Consider the following 24,482-nt stretch of genomic DNA (forward strand, 5'->3'; position numbering starts at 1 on the left):
CCCGAAGACCTCGAACACGTCGCCCAGGAACTCAACGCCCGCCCCCGCAAAACACTGGGCTGGAATACCCCAGCCGAACAACTACGTGATCTACTAAGAGCCAGCTAAACCCGGGTGTTGCAACAACCCCTAGAATTCAAGCTGCGCATCGACCGACCCGACCACTGAGCAGAACCGGCAGCCCGACGACGGCAGCCCGGCGGCGGCAGCCCGCCGTCGTGCGCTCGTGCGTCTCCGCCGCGGGCAGCTCCAGTAAGCTTGGTAACCGTGGCACTTACTATTGGCATCGTCGGACTGCCCAACGTCGGCAAATCAACCCTTTTCAACGCACTCACCCGCAACAACGTGCTCGCCGCGAACTATCCGTTCGCCACGATCGAGCCGAACGTCGGCATGGTCAGCCTGCCGGACCCGCGGCTGCAGCAGCTCGGGGACGTGTTCGGTTCTGCACGCCTGATGCCCGCGGCCGTGTCCTTCGTTGACATCGCCGGCATCGTCAAGGGAGCATCCGAGGGGGAGGGCCTGGGCAACAAATTCCTGGCCAACATCCGCGAAGCCGAGGCCATTGCGCAGGTGATCCGTGTATTCGATGATCCGGACGTGGTGCATGTCGACGGTCGGGTGGATCCCCGCTCGGACATGGAGACCATTAATACCGAGCTGATCCTGGCCGATCTGGAAACCGTGGAAAAAGCCATTCCGCGGCTGGAAAAGGCCGTCAAGCTCAAGCAGCGTGAAGCCGCCGAGCTCGCGGCCGTCGAGAAGGCCAAGGCCGTGCTGGAGCGAGGCGACACGATCTTCGCCGCCGCCGCCAGCGACAAGCTGGAGATGGAATACCTGCGCGAGTTGAGCCTGCTGACGGCCAAGCCATTCATCTACGTCTTCAATGTCGATGATGCAGTGCTCGGCAGCCCGGAGCGGCAGCGCGAGCTGCTGGACCTGGTGGCGCCGGCGGATGCGATCTTCCTGGATGCCAAGCTGGAGGCGGATCTGGTGGAGCTGGATCCCGAGGAAGCGCAGGAGATGCTGCAGCTGAGCGGGCAGGTGGAATCCGGTCTGGACCAGCTGGCGCGGGTTGGCTTCCATACCTTGGGTCTGCAGACGTACCTGACCGCCGGGCCGAAGGAGACGCGGGCGTGGACCATTCATCGCGGTGACACTGCTCCGCAGGCGGCGGGCGTGATCCACACCGACTTCCAGCGTGGATTCATTAAGGCCGAGGTGGTCAGTTTCGATGACCTGATCGCGGCCGGCTCGATGGCGGAGGCAAAGTCGCGCGGGAAGGTCCGGATTGAGGGTAAGGACTACGTGATGGCCGACGGCGATGTGGTGGAGTTCAGATTTAACGTCTAGCGTTATTGACGCGGTGCGTTATAGGCTGAATGCGTGATCAGATCATTCGGCAACAAGACCACCGAGCAGATCTGGCAGGAGCAGTACGTCAAGGGTGTCGATCGGACGGTGCAGCGAGCGACCCTGAGGAAGCTCGAACTGATCCACGCCGCGAAATACGCGGAGGATCTGAGGATTCCTCCGGAGAATCGGCTGGTCGGTGATCGTCGCGGGCAACACAGCATCCGGGTGAACGCCCAGTGGCGCATTTGCTTCGTGTGGAAAGAAGGAGGCGCGGAGTATGTCGAACTCGTCGACTACCACTGAGAACGACCGGATCAAGCCGATCCATCCTGGGGAGGTCTTGATGGAGGACTTTATCGTGGGGTTTGGGATCACGCAGAACAAGTTGGCCGTGTCGATCGGGGTCCCGCCCCGACGGATCAATGAGATCGTGCACGGTAAGCGAGGCATCACCGCCGACACGGCCATCCGGCTGGCGCGGTTTTTCGGGACATCAGATGAGTTCTGGATGAACCTGCAGTCCAACTACGAGCTGCGGCTCGAGCGTAGGACTCTGCGGGACAAGGTCGCCTTGATCACGCCGCTGAAGGTCGCGTAGCCGAGCGGATCGAGGTGCGCCTGATTGCTCGAGACAGACCGCAGCCGTTCGGGATGTCATGGAGGCCAATCCCGGTTATGGGCTGCGTGTGGGAAGCACGAAACCAGCGCCGGCTGCAGCGGATGATGCGTTGACGGCCCTACCTTCCGGCGTTCATGCCGTGCGAAATGTCGATATCGGGATTTGGGAGGGTGAAACCAAATCGTACGCCTCGGGCGCTGTGGATTCTACGGCTCGTGTCCGGTCGCGCCCTGTCGTCGAGGCTGAGGGCTAGAGGTTATTCCGTTACGGAACTTGGTGGAGTTCCGCTTCAACGTCTGACGGCCGTCGGTCCGTCGCCTCGAGTTATCCACAGATGGCAGGACGCTGGCCTGCGCAGCGTACTGCCGTCTTTAGGATCGTCGTATGGGAATCAGATATTACGCGTACGCGTTCGACAGCGATCAGACCGAGAAGGCACTCGTCGACCCACACACTGTGATCGGCTTCGACCCGTTCGCTGACGCATTGGGCCTCGAGCCGGGCTTCGCGCAGGGCGTCACAGACTTCCGGCAATCCCTGCCGGAGCGCGGATTCGCGTACATGATCGGTTGACGTCGGTGCAGCAGCAACTTACCCATGTTGGCGTGATCATAACGGCGTTCCGCGCCGGAGGCTAACCGCGCCGAAGGTGAGCGCGGTGTCACTGCGGAGGGGCTGATCGCGCGAGAACAGTTCCGCGGAAACGTCTGCCAGGGCCTCTCAGATCGAATCAGCGCCGCCAAGCCATTCCGCAGGTTTGGCCACTGAGAAGCCCGCCCGCACTCCAGCCGTCGCGACTCGCCGCGAATCAGGACGGCCGACCGTGGGAGTTCGAGCGACACCCGGTAAGCTCGCCGGTCAGCGCGGAGCGCGCTGACCGCCTCCGGGTCTGGATCCGCGCCGCCCTCTCTTCCGGGAGCTTCTACGTCTATGTCTACCAGCTGTTATCCAGCGCGGGTGCTTCTAGGTGCAGACTGCTATATATTCAGCCATATAAGGAACGAGAGGAGTCCATCATGGCAGTCACCAGCGTCGACCTGGATCCGCAGCTGATCGAGCGTGCTAGGGCGCTCACGGGCGAGCGATCGAACCGAGCTGTCCTCGACCTTGCGTTGCGTCGGCTCATCGCCTCGAAGCAGGAGGGCGCGATGATCGACGGCATCGCAGGACTGACCTACCTCGAGAACGAGCTCGGCGCGCGGGTGGTCTCTCCGAGCGAGTCCCAGCCCTCGTGACCGACTATCTGGTCGACAACTCAGTCTGGACCAGGCTTGCCACCGGAGACCCGGGAATCATTGCGCGGTTGCGGCGCATCGAGAGAGGGCCGGCCGACCTCTTCGTCACCTGCCCGCCGCAGGTGCTCGAGTTCTGCCACAGCGCTCGGACGCCCGAGGAGCACGCGCACTACCGAGAGCAGATCTCCCTCGGTTTCCCGCTCGAGCACGCGCCCGACGAATCGCTGGTGATCGACATCCAGGGCGCACTGTGGAAGGCGGGTCTCGTGCGGGCTGCCAGCTCAGTGGATATCCTCATTGCGGGCTACGCCATCACGAATGACGCCACGGTGCTGGCCGCGGACCACGACTTTGACTACATCGCGAGGATCATCGAGCTGCAGCACGAGTACATCACACCCTCGTCATGATGCCTTCGACGAGGCGCGATTGATGTGGCCGCAGGGATCGCTGCTGCGTGCGCGGCGGCCATGAGGTGCCTGAGCAGAAAATCCGCGATCGCTGCGCGCGTCTGTGGGGGCACATCGGAGCAGCGGTACGAGTCGCCGATGTGACCGAGGTGCTCGACAACAGCAGTGCACGCGCTCGAGCCGTTGGGCGTTGATGCGTTTGCCGACAACTCTTAGTGCCATTATCGTCAGTGTGGCCCGCAGCGGTGCCCTCCCGCTCACTCTAAGGTGGTACCATAATCAGGTACCACTTTCCCAAGTGAAGGGAGTGCCATCATGTCGATCAGTGCCAGTGAGGCGCGCAAGACGCTGTTCCCGCTCATCGAGCGCATCAACAACGATCATGACGCCGTCGAGATCGTCTCCCGCAACGGCAATGCCGTTCTCATGCCCGCCGACGAGTACGCGGCATGGCAGGAGACGGCGTACCTGTTCCGCTCGCCTGCCAACGCCCGCCGGCTGCTCGACGCCTACGAGCGCGCAGGCGCAAAGCAAACCGAGGTGCACGAGCTCGACCTGGAGGACTAATGCGCCTGGTCTGGGACCCATCAGCCTGGGAGGACTACAAGCACTGGCAGACGGCGGATCGGCGGATCCTCAAGCGGATCAATCTGCTCATCGACGCCTCCCTGCGCGAGCCGTTCGATGGCATCGGGAGGCCCGAGCAACTCAAGTATGGCGCTCAAGGTTCATGTTCGCGACGCATCACCGACGAGCATCGGCTGGTCTACCTCGTCGACGGCGACGACCTCGTGATCCTCCAGGCGCGCTACCACTACTGAGCGGCTCCACTACTTCGACGGCGAAGGCCGTAATCACCCCTCCGGCACCGTGCCCACCTGCTTCGCCGGCACCCCAACGACCACTGCCCGCGCAGGCACGTCCTTTGTGACGACCGCCCCCGCGTCCACTACTGCCTCGTCGCCGATCGTCACGCCCGCTAACACCGTCACGTTGGCCCCGAACCACGCGCCCCGGCCGATCACTACGCGGGCCGGGTGCATGTCGGCCCGTCGGCTCGGCAACATGTCGTGGGTCAACGTCGTGATGACGGCGTTGTGGCCGATGAAGGATCCATCGCCGATTTCGATACCGCCCTGGTCCTGGAACCGGCAGCCACTGTTGACGAACACATCCGCACCGAAACGGATGTTCTTGCCAAAGTCAGCGATCAAAGGCGGGAAGAGTTGGAAGGACTCCGGGACCGCCCGCCGGGTCAGCTCACTCATCAGGGACCGCACCTGATGGGGGGAGTGGCAGCGCCCGTTAAGCTCGGCGGTGATCCGCAGCGACGCCTGGCTCGCGGCGTGCATAGCCTCGTGGTGCGGCGAACCTCCAGGGATCGTCTCCCTGGCGTTCAGCGCAGTCAGGAGGTCATCGAGTCCTTGAATTTTGGCCATGTGCCCAAGAGAGCGTGCCCTTGACTGCCCCTGAGTACCGCCAAGGAATTCGATAGAAGCTGGAGTTGCTCGACCGCTGAAAAACACTCATGAGACCGACAAGCACCCCAAATTTGGCCACTCTTAGGCGGCCAATTCGGCCAGGTTGGCCGAGGCCGGCTGTGAGCCGGCTTCGCGTGGCCCGGGAGTAAGATGTTGCAGCTCGATAACAACACGAAATCGTGACTGTTTATTTACCATTACAGCGCAAAATCCGGCTTATGCTTCTGAGCATGTGAGACATGCCACCAACCAAACGGTTGGCGGGCGTCGGGCCTTGGTGAGAGCACCGTGGTTTACACGCACCTTAGAAATATAGGAGGCGGAATGCGTTTCGGACGTATTTCCAAAGCAGTGGGAGTAGCAGCCATTGCTGCGCTTGCAATGAGCGCCTGTTCAAGCACCTCGAGCGCGCCCTCGGGCACCTCCAGTGCTTCGGGAGCGCAATCCGGTGGCACAGCCACGGTGGTTGAGGTCAACGCATTCAGTTCGTTTAACTCCAATACGGCCAAGGGCAATGTCGACATTAACTCGAAGATTGCCTATGCCACGCACGCGGACTTCAACTATGTCGATAACCAGCTGAACATCGTCAAGAACGAAAAGTTTGGCAAGTACGAAAAGGTTTCTGACGACCCGCTGACGATTAAATACACCATTAACGAGGGTGTTAAGTGGTCCGATGGTTCTCCGGTGGACGCCAACGACCTGATTCTGGCTTGGGCGGCCATGTCTGGTCACTACGACAGTGCCAAGTTCGATGCGGACGGCAAGATCACCGCGGGAACGCAGTATTTCGCTTACGCCGGCGATACGTCCGGTTTGGGCCTGACGGATTTCCCGGAAATCGGGGCCGACGGCCGTTCCATCACCCTTAAGTACTCGAAGCCCTATGCTGACTGGGAAATCGCCTTCAATATGTACAACAACATGCCTGCGCATGTTTTGGCGACGAAGGCCGGCCTCAAGGATGCCAAGGCCCTGACGGACATGCTGAAGGCGCTGCCGAAGGGAAATCCGGACGTCCCCGCCGCTCCTAATGCCCAGCTGAAGAAAGTCGCTGATTTCTGGAACACCGGCTTCGATACCAAAACAATGCCTACCGACCCGGCGCTTGCACTGTCAACCGGGCCCTACGTCGTGAAGAGCGTCGTTCCGGATCAGTCCATGACGTTGACGCGGAACAAGGATTACAACTGGGGTCCGGTGCCCAAACTGGATGAAATCACCATCCGGTACATCTCCAGCGCTCCGGCCCAGATCCAGGCGCTGAAGAATGGTGAAGCGGACATTATTGCCCCGCAGGCCTCGGCGGATACCGTGGAGCAGCTGCAAGCCCTGCAAAGCCAGGGCGTTACCCTGGACAAGGGACCCCAGTTGTCCTATGACCACCTGGACCTGAATTACTCTGGCGTCTTCAAGGACAAAAATGTCCGTGAGGCCTTCATGAAGACGGTCCCGCGCAAGGACATCGTTGACAAGATCATCAAGAAGCTGAACCCGGACGCGGCGCCGCTCGATTCCCAGATCTTCCTGCCGGCGCAGTCCAAGTACGCGGAGACCGTGAAAAACAACGGTTCGGCCAACTTCCAGGATGTTGACATCGCTGGCGCGAAGAAGCTGCTCAACGGTGCCACACCGACGGTCAAGATCATGTACAACAAGGAGAACCCGAACCGGATCGATGCCTACACACTGATTGCGCAGTCTGCTGCCAAGGCGGGCTTCAAGATAGTCGACGACGGACTGGGTGCCTCCGTCTGGGGCGGTGTCCTGGGCAATGGAACCTATGACGCGACCATCTTTGGCTGGATTTCTCCGGGAGTTGGTGTCTCGTCCGTACCGCAGATCTTCCGGACCGGCGGTGCGTCCAACTTCAACAAGTTCTCCAGCCCGGAGGCGGACAAGCTGATGGGCGACCTGATCCTGACCACCGACAAGGCCAAGCAGGACGACCTGGAAGCGCAGATCGACAAGTTGATCTGGGCCTCCGACTACGGTTTGCCGCTGTTCCAGACGGTGGGTGTGGACGCCTACAGTGACCGCGTCACAGGCGTCAAGTACAACCCCACGAGCACCGGGGTCTGGTGGAACTTCTGGGAATGGTCTCAGAAGTAACCCCCGCACCCTGGATCTGAGTTAGCACAGACGGGCGCTGGGACCGAAGCTTGGTCCCAGCGCCTTTCTGCTGAGCAAAAAGCGACTCCTTGCAGCGTCCTGTCCAACCGTCTTCCGAAGCCGGCCCACTGGGACGATGTCAGGGCGGTGCAGTAGAATGCTGCAACAACACCGGGGCAACCCGGTCGACTTTATCGAGGGTTGTATAAATGCTGACCTACATCGTCCGGCGTATCGTCACAGCCGTACTGATCCTGCTGGGCGCCTCCTTTGTGGTCTACCTTCTGACAGCGGCGTCAGGGGATCCGCTCGCGGAGCTGCGCTCCAGCAGCGCACCCAATAAGGCCCAACTCATTCAGCAACGCACGGCCCTGCTGAATTTGAATGTGCCGGCGCCGCTGCGTTATTTTGTTTGGCTCAAGGGCGCGGTCGGATGCGTTATTCCTTTCGCCAATTCCTGTGACTTGGGAAAAAACCTGCAGGGCCAGCCGGTGACACAGCAGTTGGGTCTGGCCATAATCCAAACGCTGTCCCTGGTGACGGCGGCCTCCTTCCTGGCGATCATGATCGGGGTGACGCTGGGCATTGTCACGGCTCTTCGCCAATACAGTGCGCTGGACTACGGCGTGACGTTCATGGCGTTCCTGTTCTTTTCACTGCCGATCTTCTGGGCTGCCGTGCTGCTGAAGGAGTATGGCGCCATTGATTTCAATAATTTCCTCAAAACTCCGGACATTCCACCGGGCATTGTGGTCCTGATTGCCGTTCTCGTCGGGGTGTTGGCGGTGGCGGTGGCCGGCGGAACGTGGAAACGCCGCGGGTTCGCATTTGGCGGCGCATTTGCCGCGACCGCGGTCATCCTGTTTTACGTTTCCCTCACGGGCTGGTTCCGCACTCCTGGTTTGGGCCCGGTAGTCATCGCCTTGTCCGGCATCGGCATCGCCTTCGGCATCACTACGCTGACGTCGGGTCTGAGGAACCGAAGGGCGCTGTACTCGGCACTGATCTCCGTTGCCGTCGGTGTCATCGCCTACTTCGCAGTTCAGCCGCTGCTCAATTACGCCACCGCCATCATGATCGTGCTCCTGGGCGTGGTTGCCGTCCTGGTGGGCTGCGCCGTCGGCTATTTCATGGGGGGCTACGACCGGGGCCAGAATGTCCGTGCCGCCGCCCTTACCTCGGTGCTGATGGGTGTCCTCATTTTGTCCGATCGGTTCATGCAGGCCTGGCCGCAGTATTACAACAATGGGCGGATCCGGGGTCGGCCCATTGCCACGATCGGCGCCGCCACGCCCGGCCTTTCCGGGGACTTTTGGACCATGTCGCTGGACCGGCTGACGCACCTGATTCTGCCCACCACAGCACTGATCCTGATCTCCATTGCGTCTTACACCCGGTACTCACGTTCGTCCATGCTGGAAATCATGAACATGGACTACGTCCGAACGGCGCGGGCCAAGGGACTCTCGGAACGGACAGTTGTGATGCGCCATGCGTTCCGCAACGCACTCATTCCGCTGGCGACCATTGTGGCCTTCGACATCGGCGGTCTGATCGGCGGCGCGGTCATCACCGAGAGCGTGTTCTCCTTCAGCGGCATGGGTTCGCTGTTTGCCAACGGGCTGCGGGCCATCGATCCCAATCCCGTGATGGGCTTTTTCGTGGTGGTGGGCATCACCGCCCTGCTCTTTAATCTGTTGGCGGACCTTGTCTATTCCGCCCTTGATCCCCGCGTGAAGGTGAAGTCATGACCACCGTTGTATCTCCCGAAACTACACCGCACGACCCGAACGCAAGCCCGTCCCAGACGGCTGCCGAGGAAACCAAGGGCCTAAGCCAGGGACAGATCATCCGGAAACGGTTCTTCGGCCACGCCGGCGCCATGGTGGGTTTGGTGGTATTCGCCCTGGTGGTGATCCTGGTGTTCAGCTCCAGCGGTATCCAGCTCTGGGGGTTTATCAACATTCCGGGATGGTGGCATTACAGCTACAACGACGTCTCGCCCATCGTCAACGACGCCGTGCCAACCTACACCGGCTTCCTGAACTTCGGGGATCATCCTTTTGGCCAGGACCGGGTGGGCCGGGACATGTTCGCCATGACCATGCGTGGCGCCCAGCTGTCGATCATCGTGATGTTCACGATCGGCATCATGGGCTCTGTCATCGGAGTGCTGGTCGGAGCATTGTCGGGATACTTCCGGGGCATCACCGAAGCCATCCTGATGCGGTTCACGGACATGATCATCATCATCCCGGTCATCGTCATTGCGGCCGTGCTCGGTGTCCTGGTGGGCAACTCCGGGCAAGGCCAAACGGTGGTCGACGCCGCCGGAAACGTCACGGTGTCCCGTTCCTGGGTCGATGATGTCTTTAATTTCCTGCAGCAGAATCTGGGCGTGGTGCTGCTGGGCATTTTCTTGGGACTGGTGATCTGGACCGGACTTGCGCGCCTGGTCCGGGGTGAGTTCCTTTCCCTGCGCGAACGTGAATTTGTCGATGCCGCGCGCATCGCTGGGGCTTCTGATGCGAGGATAATCTTCAAACACATCCTGCCCAATGCCGTCGGCGTCATTATCGTCAACTCGACACTGCTGATGTCCTCGGCAATCCTGCTTGAGGCCGCACTGAGTTACCTCGGATTCGGCGTCAAAGCACCTGACGTTTCGCTGGGACTGCTGGTGGTGCAGAATCAGGAAGCATTCTCCACCAGGCCGTGGCTCTTTTGGTGGCCCGGCCTGTTCATCGTGGTGATCTGCCTGTGCATCAATTTCATCGGTGACGGTTTGCGGGACGCCTTTGACCCAAGGCAGAAAAAGTTTAGTTCCAAGAAGGCCAAGACCGTTTCGGCACCCTGATGAGCATCCAACCATTGACTTCAGCGCGGCCGCTGGCCGGCGCCACTCTGTTTCCGCCGCTCCTCAGCGGGCTAACCGGGCAGCAGAATCGTCAACACCACCGCAAGTGCCAAAACACCGGCGATGCCAAGCAGCAGCCAATGGCGATCGATGTTGATGGCGGCGTTCTCGGTCAGCTCCACATCGATCCGGCCCGCCTCAACCATCCCGGACCAGCGGGTGCGCACCAAGTAGGCCGCTGCACCGGAGTCGGAGTTCCGCAGGTCGCCGGGACGCATGGACCCGGCCGGCCCGTAAGTGGATCCGGGGAGCCCTTGGACGTCCGCCGGCTTAGCCCGGTACGATCCCATCACGCCGGGCGCAGGAGCGGCCCACGCGGTGAACGAACCATGCGGGGTAACCAGCCGGAGAGCAAATTTGGTGTCCACTGTGATCAGTGCGGCCCACGGGACTCGGATGGTGCGGACGGGATTGACCAAGGTGACACCGTCGTCGTCGATCTTAACCTTGGGAAGCCAAAACAACCAATAACCGGCAAAGGCCACGGTGAGCGCCAGCGGAACGCCGGACCACCCTGCTCTGCCGGCGCCGGCGGAGGACGCGACGGCGACGCCGGCCAGCACCCACAGCAGCAATGCCAGGACTTTGCTGGTCCGGGGACGGAACACTTCTTCCCTCTCCGGGACCGCCGGATTTGTCGTCATACCGCCATCGTTTCAGTATTCCGGGCGAGTTCACTAATTTTTGTCAGTGCACCGGCCCCGGTGGAAGGAATAACCAATCATGACTGAAGACTCCAACGCCGTCGACGGTGCCGGCGAGGACGGCCCGGTAAACATCGACACCGCGACGGGTACGCCGGCGGAAGGAAATTTTCCGAGCCGGCGGGGGAACCGCAGTGCCCCGGTGCTCCAGGTGCGGGATTTGTCCGTGGACTTCGGTGTCGACAAAGAATGGGTTCCGGCAGCCATTGGCCTCAATTACGAGGTCCGCGCCGGCGAGGTTCTGGCCATCGTGGGGGAGTCCGGTTCCGGCAAGAGCGCCAGCTCCATGGCGATTCTCGGTCTGCTGCCGTCCAACAGCCGTGTCACCGGCAGCGTGAAGCTCAACGGGCGCGAGATCCTCAACCTGAGTGGCGGCAAGCTGCGCCAGATCAGGGGCAAGGACGTCGCGGTGATTTTCCAGGAGCCGATGACAGCCCTGAACCCGGTCTACACTGTGGGCTTCCAGATCGTCGAAACCCTGCGGCTGCACAACGCCATCTCTCCGGATGAGGCCCGGCTGCGCGCCCTGAAAATGCTCGAGCTGGTGGAACTGCCGGACCCCGAAAAGGCCTTCAAGTCCTATCCGCACCAATTGTCCGGCGGTCAGCGTCAGCGTGCCATGATTGCCCAATCGCTCTCCTGTGATCCGAAACTGCTGATTGCCGACGAGCCCACCACGGCCCTGGATGTGACGGTCCAGGCGGAAATTCTGGATCTGATGCGCAACCTGCGCAACAAGCTGGATTCGGCCATTGTGCTGATCACCCATGACATGGGAGTGGTGGCGGATCTTTCGGACCGGATCGCGGTGATGCGAAAGGGCGTGATCGTGGAGACGGGAACGGCGGAGGAAATTTTCCACAATCCGCAGCATGAGTACACCCAGGCCTTGCTGGCCGCGGTGCCGCACCTTGGCGAGGGGACCGACGGCAACGAGGGCGTCGATGTCACCGCCGCGCTGGCCGCGGCGGCGCACGCCGAGCTGGAGAGCGTCGATGCCGAAGAGCTGGCACGCCGCGAAGCCAGCAACAAGGCGGCGCTGGTTCTGACCAAGGCCGAATCCGTGCAGACGCTGGGTCAACCGGTGCTCGAGCTGATCGGCGTGGCCATTGAGTATCCGAAGCAGGGCCGGGTGCCCGCCTTCCGGGCGGTGGAAGGAGCAGACCTTTCCATCTATCCGGGACAGGTGGTGGGACTGGTGGGGGAATCCGGCTCCGGAAAAACCACGGTGGGACGTGCCGCCGTCGGCCTGCTTCCAGTTGCCGCGGGAACACTGCAGGTAGTGGGCACGGACATCACCCATGCCAGGCCCAAGGACCTGCGGAATCTGCGCCAAAAGGTCGGCATGGTTTTCCAGGACCCGTCCTCGTCGCTGAATCCACGCCTTCCGATCGGTGAAAGCATTGGCGAGCCAATGTATCTGGCGAAAGTAGCCAAGGGTGCGGCCCTGCAGAAGCGGATCGAGGATCTGTTGGACCAGGTGGAATTGCCGCGCTCCTACCGGAACCGCTATCCGCACGAACTGTCCGGCGGCCAGAAACAGCGGGTCGGTATTGCCCGGGCGCTGTCCTTGAAGCCGCAGCTGCTGGTGGCCGACGAGCCGACTTCCGCGCTGGATGTCTCGGTGCAGGCGACGGTGCTGGATCTGCTGCAGGGACTGCAGCGGGAACTCAAATTTGCCTGCCTTTTCGTCACTCACGACCTGGCAGTGGTGGACTACCTCTCGGACCGCATCGTGGTGATGCAGCGGGGCCGCATCGTGGAGCAGGGAACCCGTGATGAAATCCTGCGAAATCCGCAGGAAGCATACACTCAGCGGCTGCTTGCGGCGGTCCCGTTGCCCGACCCGGAAAAACAGCGGGAACGCCGTGAACTGAGGGCTCAACTGCTCGCCGTGGGCGAGGAATAGACCCCCGTCGGAGGCCCATCGATTTGCTGTTTGCGGCGGCGTGCGCAAAAGTTACATCTCGGTAACATCGCTGGGCCGGAGGCCCTTTCGTGCAAGTCGCCCCCGATTCGGGGTTTAGGCTACTAACCATGTGACTGAAACCACAGACCAGTGGCAGTCGTCCCGGCCGAATCGAATGCCGGAAACAAACGCACTATTTAATAGGAGGCGGAATGCGCTTTTCGCGTACTTCCAAAGCACTTGGTGTTGCCGCCGTAGTAGCCATGGCCCTGACGGCCTGTGGCGGCGGCGACAGCACTGCGAAAGATAATGGTTCCTCCGGGGCGGGCAATCCCAGCAAGGTGATCACCGCATATGGCGGCGAGCCGCAGAACCCGTTGCTGCCGGCCAACACCAACGAGGTGTTCGGCGGCCGTGTGATGGACCTCCTGTTCAGTGGCCTTGAGAGCTATGACGCTTCGGGCAAGCCGGTGCTGGAGATGGCTGATTCCATCAAGACCACCGATTCACAGAACTACACCATCAAGATCAAGAGCGGCCAGAAGTTCAGCGATGGTTCCCCCATCACTGCCAAGAACTTCGTGGATGCCTGGAACTTCGGCGCGCTGAGCACGAACGCCCAGCTGAACTCGTACTTCTTCGAATCGATTGAGGGCTATGACGCCGTCAGTGCGATGTCCAAGGATGGCAAGACCGCGGCCCCCACAGCGCAGACGATGTCAGGGCTGAAGGTTGTCGATGACACCACCTTCACCGTCAAGCTCAGCCAGCCGGAATCTGACTTCCCGCTGCGCCTCGGCTACACCGCGTTCTACCCGCTGCCGGAAGCCGCCATCAAGGACCCGAAGGCCTACGGCGAGAAGCCGGTGGGCAATGGACCGTACACGTTGAAGTCCTGGCAGCACAACGCCGAACTGGACCTGGTTCCGAACCCGAGCTACTCCGGACCGCGCAAGGCCAAAAACGGCGGAGTGACCTTCAAGGTTTACACCACCGCTGACGCTGCGTACCAGGACTTGCTTTCGGACAACTTGGATGTGCTGGACGGAATCCCTGCCAGCAGCATTAAGTCCTTCCAGCAGGACCTCGGGGACCGCAGCATCGTCAAGGCCTACGCCGGCAATGCCACGATCACCATCCCCAGCTACCTCAAGGCCTTCCAGGGTGAAGCCGGATCGCTGCGCCGCCAGGCGATCTCCAAGTCGATCAACCGCGACCTCATCATCGACAAGATCTTCAACAAAACCAAGAAGGCGGCGAAGGACTTCACCGCTCCGGTTATCGACGGTTACTCGGACAGCATCCCGGGTTCAGATGTCCTCACCTACGATGCCGCGGCAGCCAAGAAGCTGTGGGATCAGGCCAACGCCATCACTCCCTGGGACGACTCGACCTTCACCATCGCCTACAACGTTGACGGTGCCGGCAACAAGGAATATGTTGACGCTGCCGCCAACCAGATCAAGAACTCGCTTGGCATCAAGGCCGAGGGCAAGCCGTACGCAACGTTCAAGGAACTGCGCAACGTCATCGGCAAGAAGAACCTGACTGGCGCCGCGCGCGCCGGCTGGCAGGGTGACTACCCGTCGCTGTACAACTTCCTCGGCCCGCTGTATGGAACCGGTGCCGGTTCCAATGACGGCGACTACTCGAACCCGAAGTTCGATGCGAAGCTGAAGGAAGGCCTGTCTGCCAAGTCCGCCGAAGAAGGCAACAAGGCGTTCAACGAGGCGCAGGAGATCCTGTTCAAGGATCTGCCCGTGATTCCGCTGTGGTACCAGTCTCAGACCGGTGGCTGGAGCAACAACGTAGCAAACGTTGACTTCGGCTGGAACGGTGTTCCGCTGTATAACAACATCACAGGCAAGTAATTTAGCCATACCGATGATGGGGCTCGGCAACCGCCGGGTCCCATCATCGGCATGTTCGCACATTTCAATAAGGGTGTTTATGTCTACCTCTCTCTGTTACGACGATTCCACAAGGATCCTGTAATGCTGCGGTTCATTCTGCGGCGGGTGCTCCAGGTCATACCCGTGTTCTTCGGGGCTACCCTGCTTGTTTACTACTTGGTTTTCTCCATGTCGGGCAGTCCGATCGACGCCTTGTCCGGCGGAAAACCCATCAGTCCGGCTGTCGTGGCCCAACTGACGTCCCAATACCATTTGGATCAGCCCTTCATCGTCCAGTACGGCATCTACATCAAGAATCTGTTCACTTTTAATCTCGGCACGAGCTTTTCCGGCCGACCCATCGCCGCGATCCTGGCGAACGCTTTCCCCGTCACCGCCCGGTTGGCCGTCTTTCCCCTGGCCATCGAGGCTATTTTTGGTGTCACCTTTGGTGTTATCGCGGGGCTGCGCAAGGGAAAGCTCTTCGACGGCACCGTGCTGATCGTCTCCCTCGTGGTAATAGCCGTCCCCACCTTCGTGCTCGGCTTCCTGCTGCAGTTCGTGGTCGGCGTCAAGCTCGGTTGGGCCAAGCCCACGGTGAGCAGCGGCGCCCATTGGCTGGACCTCACACTGCCGGCGGTCGTGCTCGGACTGGTCTCCTTTGCCTACGTCCTGCGGCTGACCCGGACCAGCATCCTGGAGAACATGAATGCGGACTACGTCCGCACCGCGACGGCCAAGGGCCTCTCCCGCCGCCGTGTCATCGTCACTCACATCCTGCGCAACTCGATGATTCCGGTTGTCACGTTCCTCGGAGCGGACCTCGGAGCACTGATGGGTGGAGCGATTGTCACCGAAGGAATCTTCAACGTTCCCGGAGTCGGCAACACGCTTTACAAGGCGGTGCTCGCGGGCGAAGGGCCAATGGTGGTCTCCATCGTCAGCGTCCTCGTCCTCGTGTTCGTCCTCGCCAACTTGTTGGTGGACCTGCTTTACGCCTGGCTAGACCCAAGGATTCGTTATGCCTGAGAAAACCCAAAACATAAACCGCATTGAACACTTCGTAGCGGATCTGGAAGAGACACCGCTGCAGACCACCGATCAGCTCAACGAACAGGCCGCTCCTTTGAGCCTGTGGGCGGAAGCGTGGAAAAACCTTCGCCGCCAGCCACTGTTCATCGTCTCGGCGCTGCTGATTCTGCTGGTGCTGGTGGTGGCGCTGCTGCCAGGGCTCTTCACCCACACGGATCCCACCCAATGCGAGCTCATCAACTCCAATGAGGGGCCCTCGGCCGGTCATCCGCTTGGCTTTACGCTGCAGGGCTGTGACGTGTATGCCCGCGTCATCCTCGGCACCCAGGCATCACTGACAGTCGGTGTTTTTTCCACGATCGGTGTGCTGATCATCGGCGGCACCATGGGTGCGGTGGCCGGCTACTACGGCGGCTGGATTGATGCCGTGCTGGCCCGCCTGGGCGACACCTTCTTCGCGCTGCCGTTGATCCTCGGCGCCATCGTGATCAACTCACTGCCATTCATCCGGGAGAACCGCAGTGCCTGGACCGTCGTCGGCATTCTCGTGACCCTGGGCTGGCCGCAGATTGCGAGGATCACGCGCGGTGCCGTCATCGAGGTCCGCAACGCGGACTTCGTGATTGCTGCCCAGTCCCTGGGTGTTTCGCGGGGCAAGGCACTGCTGACGCACGTCATCCCTAATTCGCTTTCTCCGGTCATCGTGATCGCGACAGTTTCGCTGGGCATCTACATCGTGGCGGAAGCCACCCTGTCGTTCCTGGGTATCGGACTTCCGGGCTCGGTGATGTCATGGGGCAATGACATTTCCGCGGCGCAAACGTCATTGCGCAACAATCCGTCGACGCTGCTCTGGCCTGCACTGGCCCTGTCGATAACCGTACTGAGTTTCATTATGCTCGGCGATGCCGTCCGTGACGCTCTTGATCCGAAGGCTCGTAAGCGATGAGCACCGATAAAATCAGCATTGATCCCACCGGAACCAGCGATGGCGGCACTGACTCCATCCGCCTGGATAAGGCCGCGCGTCCCGTCAGCATTACGGAGGCGGGCGGAGACGAGCGGCTCCCGCTGCTGGAAATCCGCGACCTCGCCATCACGTTCAGCACCGGATCCGGCGATGTCCATGCCGTCCGCAATGCCAACCTGACAGTCATGCCGGCTGAAACGGTCGCCATTGTGGGTGAGTCCGGTTCGGGCAAGTCGACGACGGCGCTGGCCGCCATTGGGCTGCTGCCCTCCAACGGCCGCGTCAGCGGCGGCCAAATCATGTTCGACGGCGAGGACCTCACCCGGGCCGGCGGCAAACGCATTGTTGAACTGCGTGGCCGGTCCATCGGCATGGTGCCACAGGACCCGATGTCCAACCTGAATCCGGTCTGGAAGATCGGCTATCAGGTCAAGGAAACGCTCAAGGCGAACAACCTTGCCCGCAAGGACATCAACAAGCAGGTGGCGGAGGTGCTCGCGGACGCCGGCCTGCCGGATGCCGCACGGCGGGCCAAGCAGTACCCGCACGAGTTCTCCGGCGGCATGCGCCAGCGCGCGCTGATAGCCATCGGACTTTCCTGCAGCCCCCGGCTGCTGATCGCAGATGAGCCGACGTCGGCCCTCGATGTCACGGTGCAGCGGCAGATCCTGGACCATTTGGCCACGATGACGAGCGAGCTGAACACTGCGGTGCTGCTGATCACCCACGATCTCGGTCTCGCCGCGGAACGCGCCGAAAAAGTTGTGGTGATGTACAAGGGGCAGGTGGTGGAGTCCGGGCCGGCCTTGGATATCCTGCGCAACCCGCAGCACCCGTACACCCAGAGGCTGGTCGCCTCGGCGCCCTCCCTGGCCTCGCGCCGCATCCAGTCGACGCGGGCCGCTGGCAAGGAGTCGCCGGAGGAATTGGCGCCGGATACTGCCGCCGTGGCCAAGGCCGAGGATGTCATCCAGGTCCGGAATCTGAGCAAGATCTACAAGCTCCGCGGCGGACTGGGAAAGTCCACCGACTTCAAGGCCGTGGATGATGTGTCCTTCGACATCAAGCGCGGCACCACCTTGGCTGTGGTGGGAGAGTCCGGCTCGGGCAAGTCGACGGTGGCCAAGATGGTGCTGAACCTGGAGAAGCCCTCTGCCGGGAACATCGTTTTTGATGGCGTGGATCTGGCCTCGCTGGACCGGAAGTCGTTGTTCGACTTCCGCCGCAGGGTCCAGCCCATTTTCCAGGACCCGTACGGCTCACTCGATCCGATGTACAACATCTACCGGACCATCGAGGAACCCCTGCGGGTTCACAAGATAGGTGACAAGAAGAGCCGGGAAGTCAAAGTCCGCGAACTGCTGGACCAGGTGGCTCTGCCGGCGTCGTCCATGCAGCGCTTTCCGAACGAGCTCTCCGGCGGCCAGCGTCAACGTGTCGCCATCGCCCGTGCGCTGGCCCTCGATCCGGAGGTGGTGATCTGTGACGAGGCCGTTTCGGCACTTGACGTCCTGGTACAGGCACAGATCCTGAACTTGCTGGCGGATCTGCAGTCGGAGCTGGGCCTGACCTATCTGTTCATCACCCATGACCTGGCGGTGGTACGGCAGATTGCCGATCACGTCTGCGTGATGGAGAACGGCAAGATCGTAGAAACCGGAACAACGGATAATGTCTTTGAGGCCCCCGCCAAGCAGTACACGCGGGACCTGCTCGACGCCATCCCGGGTTCACGGCTCGCCGTCGCCTGACCCGGCAGCTGCAGCCTGGAAATGGTGTCATCCGCACGGCGGGTGGCACCATTTTCGATTCCTACAAATGGCGCTCTTACTGTCCCTCTTACTGACCTCCGGCTGCTCCGCCAGCATCCGCCGCCGCGGCGGCCGCCGAGGTGTGGCACCCGACGGCCATGGAAAGTGGATGTCCTTTAGGCTCAGCTTGGGACAGCGGGTAGAATGGTCATATGTGCCCAATTTCGGGGCCAGCAAACATCTGGGATTAACACTTACGGCCCACGGGCCTTCCGCCGGGAATATACTGAATCGAGCCTTTACGCATGTCTGAAACCATCGTCAACTTAGCTTCGCGCAATGACCTGCGCAACGTGGCCATCGTGGCGCACGTTGACCACGGCAAGACCACACTGGTGGACGCGATGCTCAAGCAGACGCATTCCTTTGCAGAGCATGGCGTTGTGGCGGACCGGGTCATGGACACCGGCGACCTGGAACGCGAAAAAGGCATCACCATTCTGGCGAAGAACACCACAGTGGCCTACAACGGGCCGGCCTCGAACGGTGAAACCATCACCATCTCCGTCATCGACACCCCGGGCCACGCAGATTTCGGTGGCGAGGTGGAGCGTGGGCTCTCCATGGTCGACGGCGTTGTGCTGCTGGTGGATGCGTCCGAGGGGCCGCTGCCGCAGACCCGCTTCGTGCTTCGCAAGACTCTGGCCGCCAAGCTTCCCGTCATCCTGCTGGTGAACAAAACCGACCGGCCTGACTCCCGCATCGACGAGGTCGTGCACGAGTCCATGGATCTGCTGCTCGGACTGGCCTCCGACTTGGCCGATGAAGTGCCGGATCTTGACTTGGACGCCGTCCTGAACGTTCCCGTCGTGTACGCCGCGGCCAAGGTCGGCGCCGCGTCGCTGGACCAGCCGGAAAACGGCACGGTCCCGAACAATGACGACCTCGAGCCGCTGTTCCGGGCCATCATCGAGCACATTCCGGCTCCGACGTACGATCCGGTGGGCGTCCTGCAGGCGCACGTGACTAACCTGGACGCCTCCCCGTTCCTGGGGCGTCTGGCACTGCTGCGCATCTACAACGGAACCCTGCGCAAGGGCCAGACCGTGGCCTGGGCCCGCCACGACGGCACACTGAAGAGCGTCAAAATTACCGAGCTGCTGGCCACCAAGGCCCTTGAGCGCGTCTCGGTCGAGTCCGCCGGCCCCGGCGAGATCGTCGCCGTCGCCGGTATTGAGGACATCACCATTGGTGAGACGCTGACCGATCTGGACAACCCCAAGCCGTTGCCGCTGATCAAGGTTGACGATCCGGCCATCTCGATGACGATCGGTATCAATACCTCTCCGATTGCCGGCCGCGTTAAGGGCCACAAAGTCACCGCCCGCCAAGTCAAGGATCGGCTGGACCGCGAGCTCGTCGGCAACGTCTCCCTCCGGGTGCTGCCCACCGAACGTCCCGACGCCTGGGAAGTCCAGGGCCGTGGCGAGTTGGCACTGGCCATCCTGGTTGAGCAGATGCGCCGTGAAGGCTTTGAACTGACAGTGGGCAAGCCGCAGGTGGTCACCCAGACCATCGACGGCAAGATCCACGAGCCGATGGAACACATGACCATCGACGTGCCGGAAGAATACCTGGGCAATGTGACGCAGCTGATGGCCGCACGTAAGGGCCGGATGACCAACATGGCCAACCACGGCACCGGCTGGGTCCGGATGGAATTCATCGTTCCCGCCCGTGGCCTGATCGGTTTCCGCACCCGCTTCCTCACGGACACCCGCGGGGCCGGTATCGCCGCGTCAATCGCGGAGGGCTATGAGCCGTGGGCCGGGCCGATCGAGTATCGCACCAACGGATCGATGATCGCGGACCGCTCCGGCGTCGTGACTCCGTTCGCGATGATCAACCTGCAGGAGCGCGGTTCCTTCTTCGTCCAGCCCACCACGGAGGTCTACGAGGGCATGATCGTGGGTGAGAATTCGCGTGCAGATGACATGGACGTGAACATCACCAAGGAAAAGAAGCTGACCAACATGCGCGCCGCGTCTTCGGACACGTTCGAAAACCTGACGCCCCCGCGCAACCTGACGCTGGAGGAGTCGCTGGAATTCGCCCGCGAGGACGAGTGCGTTGAAGTAACGCCGGAGTCCATCCGGATCCGCAAACTGCTCCTCGACGCCAACGAGCGGTCCAAGGCCTACCGCTCCCGCGCCAAGTCCTAAGCTCCCGCCGTGCATGGTACGGCAGAGTGCCTGGACTAGGACAGTGAGTTATCCGGCATTATAGAGATATGACGTTCCAGCAGCCCGCCCCGTTAATCCCGAGGGGCGGGCTGTTGTCGTTCACCCCCGGATCGCTGGATAACCCGCACGGAGTGCCGCGGTTGCTTTTCATCCATGCGCATCCGGACGATGAGACGATCACGACGGGCGCGTCGATGGCGCACTACGCGGCACTGGGAGCTCAGGTTGCCGTGCTGACGTGCACCAGGGGGGAACTGGGTGAGGTGATCCCGCCGCAGCTGCGTCACCTACAGGTGGGTCAGCCTGGGAACGACGACGACGGCGCCGCCCTCGCCGCGGTCCGGGAGTCCGAGTTGGCCGTGGCGCTTGAGGAACTCGGCGTGCGCCGGCACTATTGGCTCGGCTCCGGACAAGCCAAAGCTGGCTCGGGTGCCGATGTGCTTTATCGTGACTCAGGCATGTCATGGGGGCCCAACGGCCGCGCTCAGCCGGCCGAGACAATGCTGGAGGGTTCGCTCTGCCGGGCGCCGCTGGCCGAAGAGGCCGCGCACGCGGCCGCGCTGATCCGCACCTTGCGGCCCGACGTCGTCGTGACCTATGCGGCTGACGGTGGCTACGGCCATCCCGACCATGTGCGCACCCATGAACTGACCATGCAGGCATTGAAGTTGGCGGCAGCGGCACCCGCCGATGGACTGCCCGCCTGGGAGGTTCCGGTGGTTTACACCATCGTCAGCGACCGCCCCGAATCTCCGTCCGACCCTGATGCAAAGCGGACGGTCGTGCAGGGTGAAACGACCGCCAAGAGCGCCGCGATGCGGGCGCACCGGACGCAGATCAGCGTCGACGCCGATGCCAGCCACTACGCGCTCTCGGACGGCGTCTGGAAGGACCTTTCCGGGTGGGAATCCTTTCACCTCATCAAGGCTTCCGGTATGGGAGATCCCGACCCCGCCGACTGGCGCACGCCTGGTCCCCGCACGGTGGACGCCGGCGCGGAGGGCACCAATGCGGCTGATTCCGGCACGGTGGGTGGCGGCGCGGAGGGCCCTGGCGTGGCTGATCCCCGCGAAGTGGCTGGCGGGGCGGGGGACGCAGGCGCAACTGATCCCCGCGAAGTGGCTGGCGGGGCGGGGGACGCAGGCGCAACTGATTCCCGCGAAGTGGCTGGCGGGGCGGGGGACGCAGGCGCAACTGATTCCCGCACAGTAGGTGGCGGCGCCGCTTCCGCCGCGGAGCCGGGTTCCTCCGCACCGGCCGCTGGTGGGGTTCGCGCCCCTGCCGATACCGGCGCGCAATCCCGCCCCTCCAGTTCCGATCGGTACCGGTCCCAGGCGGGCGGGCCACGGCCGACGTTCTCCGATAAGCCGGCCCGGCGTCTTAAGTCCGGCGCTGTGGCGGTGGCCGCAGGGCTACTGGCCGGAATTCTGGGCACTGCATTGCACGGACAGACCTTTTATCTGCAGGGTTGGGGACTGATTTGGGGTGCGGCGGCGGCCCTGCTGCTGTTGCTCTCGCTCGCCGTTCTGGTGGGCCTGTGGGCACGCTCCAGCTGGTATCCCGTGCTGACCGGCCTGGCAGCGTACGCGGTGGCCGGAATTCTGGCCGTGTCCCGTGGTGGATCCGCGCTCATTGTTGGCAACCTCTCTGGAAACGTCTGGCTTTTCGGCATCGCTGCAATGACTCCGCTCGCCGCCATTGCCTGCGCGCTCATTCTCCATCCACGTCGGAGCGCGACGCGCTAGCAGGTCCTGCACTGCCCGCGGGCATTTTCCCGTTCGCCTGATCCGGATGATGAACAAACAGAACCGAGGTGGGAACGCCGTCGTCGTCCGCTGGCATGGCAGCATACTCATCCGCGAGCGCCCGGAACCGGGTGAGCATCTGCTCACTGTGCGCGGCGTTGAGCTTGAGGCCAAGCCGCCGGACGTGGATCTGCGCCGGGGGGAGTCCCTGAATTTCCTGCAGGAAGGTCTCGATCACCACCGGCGCCACGTTGTCCACTGTGGTTCCCCAAGAGCGTCCGCTGGCCAGATAGGGGATCTCCCGGGCGCCCCGTTTGCCGTGCCGAGGGTCCTGCGGCAACAGGAACCCCGTCCGCACCAGGGTACGCACGTGGTGCAGCGTGGAGGCGGGGTTCATGCCCAGCGCATCCGCGATCTCTTTGTTAGTGCGCGCCTGATATAAACAGAAACGAAGTATTCTCAGTCGCAGCGGAGAGCTGAGGGCCCGGTTGCGGGCCAGAGGGGTTTCCGTTGGATCCCATTCGGTCACAGTCCCAGCCTAAAGTAGCCATTGACAGAAGCCAATGGGACGATGAAACTAAAACCTGTGACCGTAGATTCCCAGGCGGAGGTCTCACCGTCGTTGTTGCAGAGTCGCAACTTCCTGAAGTTCTGGACCGGCCAGACGTTAAGTCAATTGGGGGCCCAGCTGGGCCAGCTGGCCTTCCCAGTCCTGGCCGTTTCCATTCTGTCCGCCTCGGAGTTTCAGGTCGGGGCGCTCAACGCCGCGGGAATGGCGGCTTTCCTGGTGGTTGGCCTGCCGGCCGGGGCTTGGGTGGACCGCTGGATCAAACGGCGGGTCATGATTATTGCAGACCTGGTCCGGATGGCGGTCATGCTTGCGGTTCCCGTCCTGTGGTGGCTTCATCTGCTGCAGGTGTGGCACCTCTATGTGGTAGCCGGCGCCGTTGGGGTGGCCACCGTTTTCTTCGACGTTTCGTACCAGAGCATCGTGCCCATCCTGGTGCGCGGCGAACAGGTGGCGGACGCCAATTCCAAGCTGGAGAGCACCGCCCAAATTTCCAGGGTCGGCGGCCCCGCCCTGGGCGGCGTACTGCTGACAGTGCTGAGTGCTCCGATGCTCTTCCTGGGGGAGTCCCTGGGCTATCTCTGCTCAGCGCTGTTCCTGTGGCGAACCCGCGACGACGAACAACCGCACGCAATCGCAGACCGGCGGCCGCTGGCGGTGGAGATCCGCGAAGGCCTGTCCTTCGTGATCCGGCATCCCCTGATCAGCCGGATCGTCACCTGCACGGCCGGGCTCAACCTCTTTTCGGCCATCACCATCACCATGCTGCCCATCCTCATTCTGCGCGAGCTCCATCTTGGCGCGGTAGGGCTGGGAATCATTTTGTCCGTCGGTTCGGTGGGCGGCGTGCTGGGCGCAGTGTCGACTCCGTGGATCTCCCGCAGGATCGGCGAGGGGACGGTCATTCCGCTGGCTGCGCTGGGCTCCACCTGCGCCGTCATCCTGATGCCTGTCGCGGCGATCTGCCCGGAACGCTGGCAGTCGCTGGTGATTCTGGTGCTTTCCGACTTCATGTTCAATTTCGCCGTGCTGGCCTACAACATCATGCAGGTCAGCATGCGCCAGCGGGTCTGCCCGCCACGCCTGCTGGGCCGCATGAATGCCTCCATCCGATTCCTGGTCTTCGGCGTGCTGCCTGTCTCGGCGCTGCTTTCCGGTGTCCTGGCCGGCTGGCTGGGCCTGATGACGACGCTGTGGATTGGGGCTCTGGGTGGTTTGATTCCGGTGGCGATCGTCTTTTTCTCGCCCTTGCTGGGCATGAAGAAGCTGCCGGACTCCGTCGCGCACGTAAAAGCAGCGGACTGACGAAAGCGTGTAGGCACAACTGCTATCCGTCCGGCAGGCCGTGACCCCGTCCCATTCTGCCCAAGTGAGCGGGGTGATGGCCGGGCAGGGCGAGTTCTAGCGAACGTTGCAACACCCCCGACTAATCGGGAGTTGCAGCACCCATGGAATCAGCAGCAGTAAGTAGTTCATCGTTTTTGGGGAAGGGTTCGTCTTTTACGCAAGGGTCGGGTTTCCCGGTCAGGTCACGT

The 24,482-nt window shown here is 62.1% G+C and carries 22 protein-coding genes; 19 read left to right on the top strand and 3 right to left on the bottom strand.

The features are described from left to right. Window positions 1–267: 267 nt before the first annotated feature. The 8 genes from ychF to IV498_RS15470 all read left to right on the top strand — a co-directional run bounded on the left by ychF (window position 268) and on the right by IV498_RS15470 (window position 4,441). Window positions 268–1,353 (top strand): redox-regulated ATPase YchF, encoded by a 1,086-nt coding sequence (gene ychF, locus IV498_RS15435; protein ID WP_269047983.1) that lies wholly within the window; start codon window positions 268–270, stop codon window positions 1,351–1,353. Between the two features lie 33 nt (window positions 1,354–1,386). Then, the gene (locus IV498_RS15440; RefSeq protein WP_330059729.1) at window positions 1,387–1,659 is read left to right on the top strand and encodes a type II toxin-antitoxin system RelE/ParE family toxin; all 273 of its coding nucleotides are present in this window, start codon (window positions 1,387–1,389) and stop codon (window positions 1,657–1,659) included. Beyond that, window positions 1,634–1,954 carry a HigA family addiction module antitoxin gene (locus IV498_RS15445; RefSeq protein WP_269047984.1) on the top strand — a complete coding sequence of 107 codons (321 nt, stop codon included), beginning with the start codon at window positions 1,634–1,636 and terminating at the stop codon, window positions 1,952–1,954. Before IV498_RS15440 ends, IV498_RS15445 begins: the two co-directional genes overlap by 26 nt. A gap of 405 nt (window positions 1,955–2,359) precedes the next feature. Next, entirely contained in the window at window positions 2,360–2,548 is a 189-nt protein-coding gene (locus tag IV498_RS15450; RefSeq protein ID WP_269047985.1) for a hypothetical protein, read from the top strand. Window positions 2,549–2,991: 443 nt separating this feature from the next. Further along, the gene (locus IV498_RS15455; protein ID WP_269047986.1) at window positions 2,992–3,210 is read left to right on the top strand and encodes a type II toxin-antitoxin system VapB family antitoxin; all 219 of its coding nucleotides are present in this window, start codon (window positions 2,992–2,994) and stop codon (window positions 3,208–3,210) included. Then, a complete protein-coding gene (locus tag IV498_RS15460) occupies window positions 3,207–3,620 on the top strand; it encodes a PIN domain-containing protein (protein ID WP_269047987.1) in 414 nt (137 codons plus the stop codon). The genes IV498_RS15455 and IV498_RS15460 overlap by 4 nt, the downstream gene beginning before the upstream one ends. Window positions 3,621–3,935: 315 nt before the next feature. Beyond that, window positions 3,936–4,187, top strand: a complete 252-nt coding sequence (locus IV498_RS15465; RefSeq protein WP_269047988.1) for a type II toxin-antitoxin system Phd/YefM family antitoxin — start codon at window positions 3,936–3,938, stop codon at window positions 4,185–4,187. Beyond that, window positions 4,187–4,441, top strand: coding sequence for a Txe/YoeB family addiction module toxin (locus IV498_RS15470; RefSeq protein WP_269047989.1), 255 nt, complete (start codon window positions 4,187–4,189; stop codon window positions 4,439–4,441). The genes IV498_RS15465 and IV498_RS15470 overlap by 1 nt, the downstream gene beginning before the upstream one ends. A gap of 33 nt (window positions 4,442–4,474) precedes the next feature. Here the strand turns inward: IV498_RS15470 and IV498_RS15475 are convergent, their stop codons facing one another. Continuing rightward, window positions 4,475–5,059 (bottom strand): acyltransferase, encoded by a 585-nt coding sequence (locus IV498_RS15475; protein ID WP_269047990.1) that lies wholly within the window; start codon window positions 5,057–5,059, stop codon window positions 4,475–4,477. A gap of 366 nt (window positions 5,060–5,425) precedes the next feature. Between IV498_RS15475 and IV498_RS15480 the strand changes: the two genes are divergently transcribed. The 3 genes from IV498_RS15480 to IV498_RS15490 all read left to right on the top strand — a co-directional run bounded on the left by IV498_RS15480 (window position 5,426) and on the right by IV498_RS15490 (window position 10,073). Then, on the top strand, window positions 5,426–7,216 hold the full coding sequence (locus IV498_RS15480) for an ABC transporter family substrate-binding protein (RefSeq protein ID WP_269047991.1): 1,791 nt from the start codon (window positions 5,426–5,428) through the stop codon (window positions 7,214–7,216). A gap of 209 nt (window positions 7,217–7,425) precedes the next feature. After that, window positions 7,426–8,967 (top strand): ABC transporter permease, encoded by a 1,542-nt coding sequence (locus tag IV498_RS15485; RefSeq protein ID WP_269047992.1) that lies wholly within the window; start codon window positions 7,426–7,428, stop codon window positions 8,965–8,967. Next, entirely contained in the window at window positions 8,964–10,073 is a 1,110-nt protein-coding gene (locus IV498_RS15490) for an ABC transporter permease (RefSeq protein WP_269047993.1), read from the top strand. The genes IV498_RS15485 and IV498_RS15490 overlap by 4 nt, the downstream gene beginning before the upstream one ends. Before the next feature lie 71 nt (window positions 10,074–10,144). Here the strand turns inward: IV498_RS15490 and IV498_RS15495 are convergent, their stop codons facing one another. After that, entirely contained in the window at window positions 10,145–10,777 is a 633-nt protein-coding gene (locus IV498_RS15495; protein WP_269047994.1) for a PH domain-containing protein, read from the bottom strand. A 79-nt stretch (window positions 10,778–10,856) separates the two neighbouring features. Between IV498_RS15495 and IV498_RS15500 the strand changes: the two genes are divergently transcribed. The 7 genes from IV498_RS15500 (at window position 10,857) to IV498_RS15530 (ending at window position 22,379) form a co-directional block, all read left to right on the top strand. After that, entirely contained in the window at window positions 10,857–12,746 is a 1,890-nt protein-coding gene (locus IV498_RS15500; RefSeq protein WP_269047995.1) for an ABC transporter ATP-binding protein, read from the top strand. A gap of 212 nt (window positions 12,747–12,958) precedes the next feature. After that, on the top strand, window positions 12,959–14,617 hold the full coding sequence (locus IV498_RS15505) for a peptide ABC transporter substrate-binding protein (protein ID WP_269047996.1): 1,659 nt from the start codon (window positions 12,959–12,961) through the stop codon (window positions 14,615–14,617). Between the two features lie 123 nt (window positions 14,618–14,740). After that, window positions 14,741–15,667: an ABC transporter permease gene (locus IV498_RS15510; RefSeq protein WP_269047997.1), complete on the top strand. Its 927-nt coding sequence runs from the start codon at window positions 14,741–14,743 to the stop codon at window positions 15,665–15,667. Then, a complete protein-coding gene (locus IV498_RS15515) occupies window positions 15,660–16,619 on the top strand; it encodes an ABC transporter permease (RefSeq protein WP_269047998.1) in 960 nt (319 codons plus the stop codon). The genes IV498_RS15510 and IV498_RS15515 overlap by 8 nt, the downstream gene beginning before the upstream one ends. Then, window positions 16,616–18,391 (top strand): dipeptide ABC transporter ATP-binding protein, encoded by a 1,776-nt coding sequence (locus IV498_RS15520; protein WP_269047999.1) that lies wholly within the window; start codon window positions 16,616–16,618, stop codon window positions 18,389–18,391. Before IV498_RS15515 ends, IV498_RS15520 begins: the two co-directional genes overlap by 4 nt. A 305-nt stretch (window positions 18,392–18,696) precedes the next feature. Then, the gene (gene typA, locus IV498_RS15525; RefSeq protein WP_269048000.1) at window positions 18,697–20,613 is read left to right on the top strand and encodes a translational GTPase TypA; all 1,917 of its coding nucleotides are present in this window, start codon (window positions 18,697–18,699) and stop codon (window positions 20,611–20,613) included. Window positions 20,614–20,681: 68 nt separating this feature from the next. After that, the gene (locus tag IV498_RS15530) at window positions 20,682–22,379 is read left to right on the top strand and encodes a PIG-L family deacetylase (RefSeq protein ID WP_269048001.1); all 1,698 of its coding nucleotides are present in this window, start codon (window positions 20,682–20,684) and stop codon (window positions 22,377–22,379) included. Here the strand turns inward: IV498_RS15530 and IV498_RS15535 are convergent. Next, window positions 22,345–22,908, bottom strand: a complete 564-nt coding sequence (locus tag IV498_RS15535; RefSeq protein ID WP_269048002.1) for an ArsR/SmtB family transcription factor — start codon at window positions 22,906–22,908, stop codon at window positions 22,345–22,347. The two genes, IV498_RS15530 and IV498_RS15535, sit on opposite strands and share 35 nt — an antisense overlap. Before the next feature lie 42 nt (window positions 22,909–22,950). Between IV498_RS15535 and IV498_RS15540 the strand changes: the two genes are divergently transcribed. Next, on the top strand, window positions 22,951–24,252 hold the full coding sequence (locus IV498_RS15540) for an MFS transporter (protein ID WP_269048003.1): 1,302 nt from the start codon (window positions 22,951–22,953) through the stop codon (window positions 24,250–24,252). The last annotated feature ends 230 nt before the right edge of the window (window positions 24,253–24,482 follow it).

The sequence above is a fragment of the Paenarthrobacter sp. Z7-10 genome (genome assembly GCF_026932795.1).
Classification (GTDB): domain Bacteria; phylum Actinomycetota; class Actinomycetes; order Actinomycetales; family Micrococcaceae; genus Arthrobacter_M.

Excerpts from the sequence above, each read along its gene's own strand:
- IV498_RS15500 (WP_269047995.1), top strand. The coding sequence starts at position 10,857 with ATGACTGAAGACTCCAACGCCGTCGACGGTGCCGGCGAGGACGGCCCG.
- IV498_RS15515 (WP_269047998.1), top strand. The coding sequence starts at position 15,660 with ATGCCTGAGAAAACCCAAAACATAAACCGCATTGAACACTTCGTAGCG.
- IV498_RS15445 (WP_269047984.1), top strand. The coding sequence starts at position 1,634 with ATGTCGAACTCGTCGACTACCACTGAGAACGACCGGATCAAGCCGATC.
- IV498_RS15530 (WP_269048001.1), top strand. The coding sequence starts at position 20,682 with ATGACGTTCCAGCAGCCCGCCCCGTTAATCCCGAGGGGCGGGCTGTTG.
- IV498_RS15490 (WP_269047993.1), top strand. The coding sequence starts at position 8,964 with ATGACCACCGTTGTATCTCCCGAAACTACACCGCACGACCCGAACGCA.
- IV498_RS15470 (WP_269047989.1), top strand. The coding sequence starts at position 4,187 with ATGCGCCTGGTCTGGGACCCATCAGCCTGGGAGGACTACAAGCACTGG.
- IV498_RS15465 (WP_269047988.1), top strand. The coding sequence starts at position 3,936 with ATGTCGATCAGTGCCAGTGAGGCGCGCAAGACGCTGTTCCCGCTCATC.
- IV498_RS15455 (WP_269047986.1), top strand. The coding sequence starts at position 2,992 with ATGGCAGTCACCAGCGTCGACCTGGATCCGCAGCTGATCGAGCGTGCT.
- IV498_RS15480 (WP_269047991.1), top strand. The coding sequence starts at position 5,426 with ATGCGTTTCGGACGTATTTCCAAAGCAGTGGGAGTAGCAGCCATTGCT.
- IV498_RS15510 (WP_269047997.1), top strand. The coding sequence starts at position 14,741 with ATGCTGCGGTTCATTCTGCGGCGGGTGCTCCAGGTCATACCCGTGTTC.
- IV498_RS15505 (WP_269047996.1), top strand. The coding sequence starts at position 12,959 with ATGCGCTTTTCGCGTACTTCCAAAGCACTTGGTGTTGCCGCCGTAGTA.
- IV498_RS15540 (WP_269048003.1), top strand. The coding sequence starts at position 22,951 with ATGAAACTAAAACCTGTGACCGTAGATTCCCAGGCGGAGGTCTCACCG.
- IV498_RS15475 (WP_269047990.1), bottom strand. The coding sequence starts at position 5,059 with ATGGCCAAAATTCAAGGACTCGATGACCTCCTGACTGCGCTGAACGCC.
- IV498_RS15450 (WP_269047985.1), top strand. The coding sequence starts at position 2,360 with ATGGGAATCAGATATTACGCGTACGCGTTCGACAGCGATCAGACCGAG.
- typA (WP_269048000.1), top strand. The coding sequence starts at position 18,697 with ATGTCTGAAACCATCGTCAACTTAGCTTCGCGCAATGACCTGCGCAAC.
- IV498_RS15520 (WP_269047999.1), top strand. The coding sequence starts at position 16,616 with ATGAGCACCGATAAAATCAGCATTGATCCCACCGGAACCAGCGATGGC.
- IV498_RS15495 (WP_269047994.1), bottom strand. The coding sequence starts at position 10,777 with ATGACGACAAATCCGGCGGTCCCGGAGAGGGAAGAAGTGTTCCGTCCC.
- IV498_RS15485 (WP_269047992.1), top strand. The coding sequence starts at position 7,426 with ATGCTGACCTACATCGTCCGGCGTATCGTCACAGCCGTACTGATCCTG.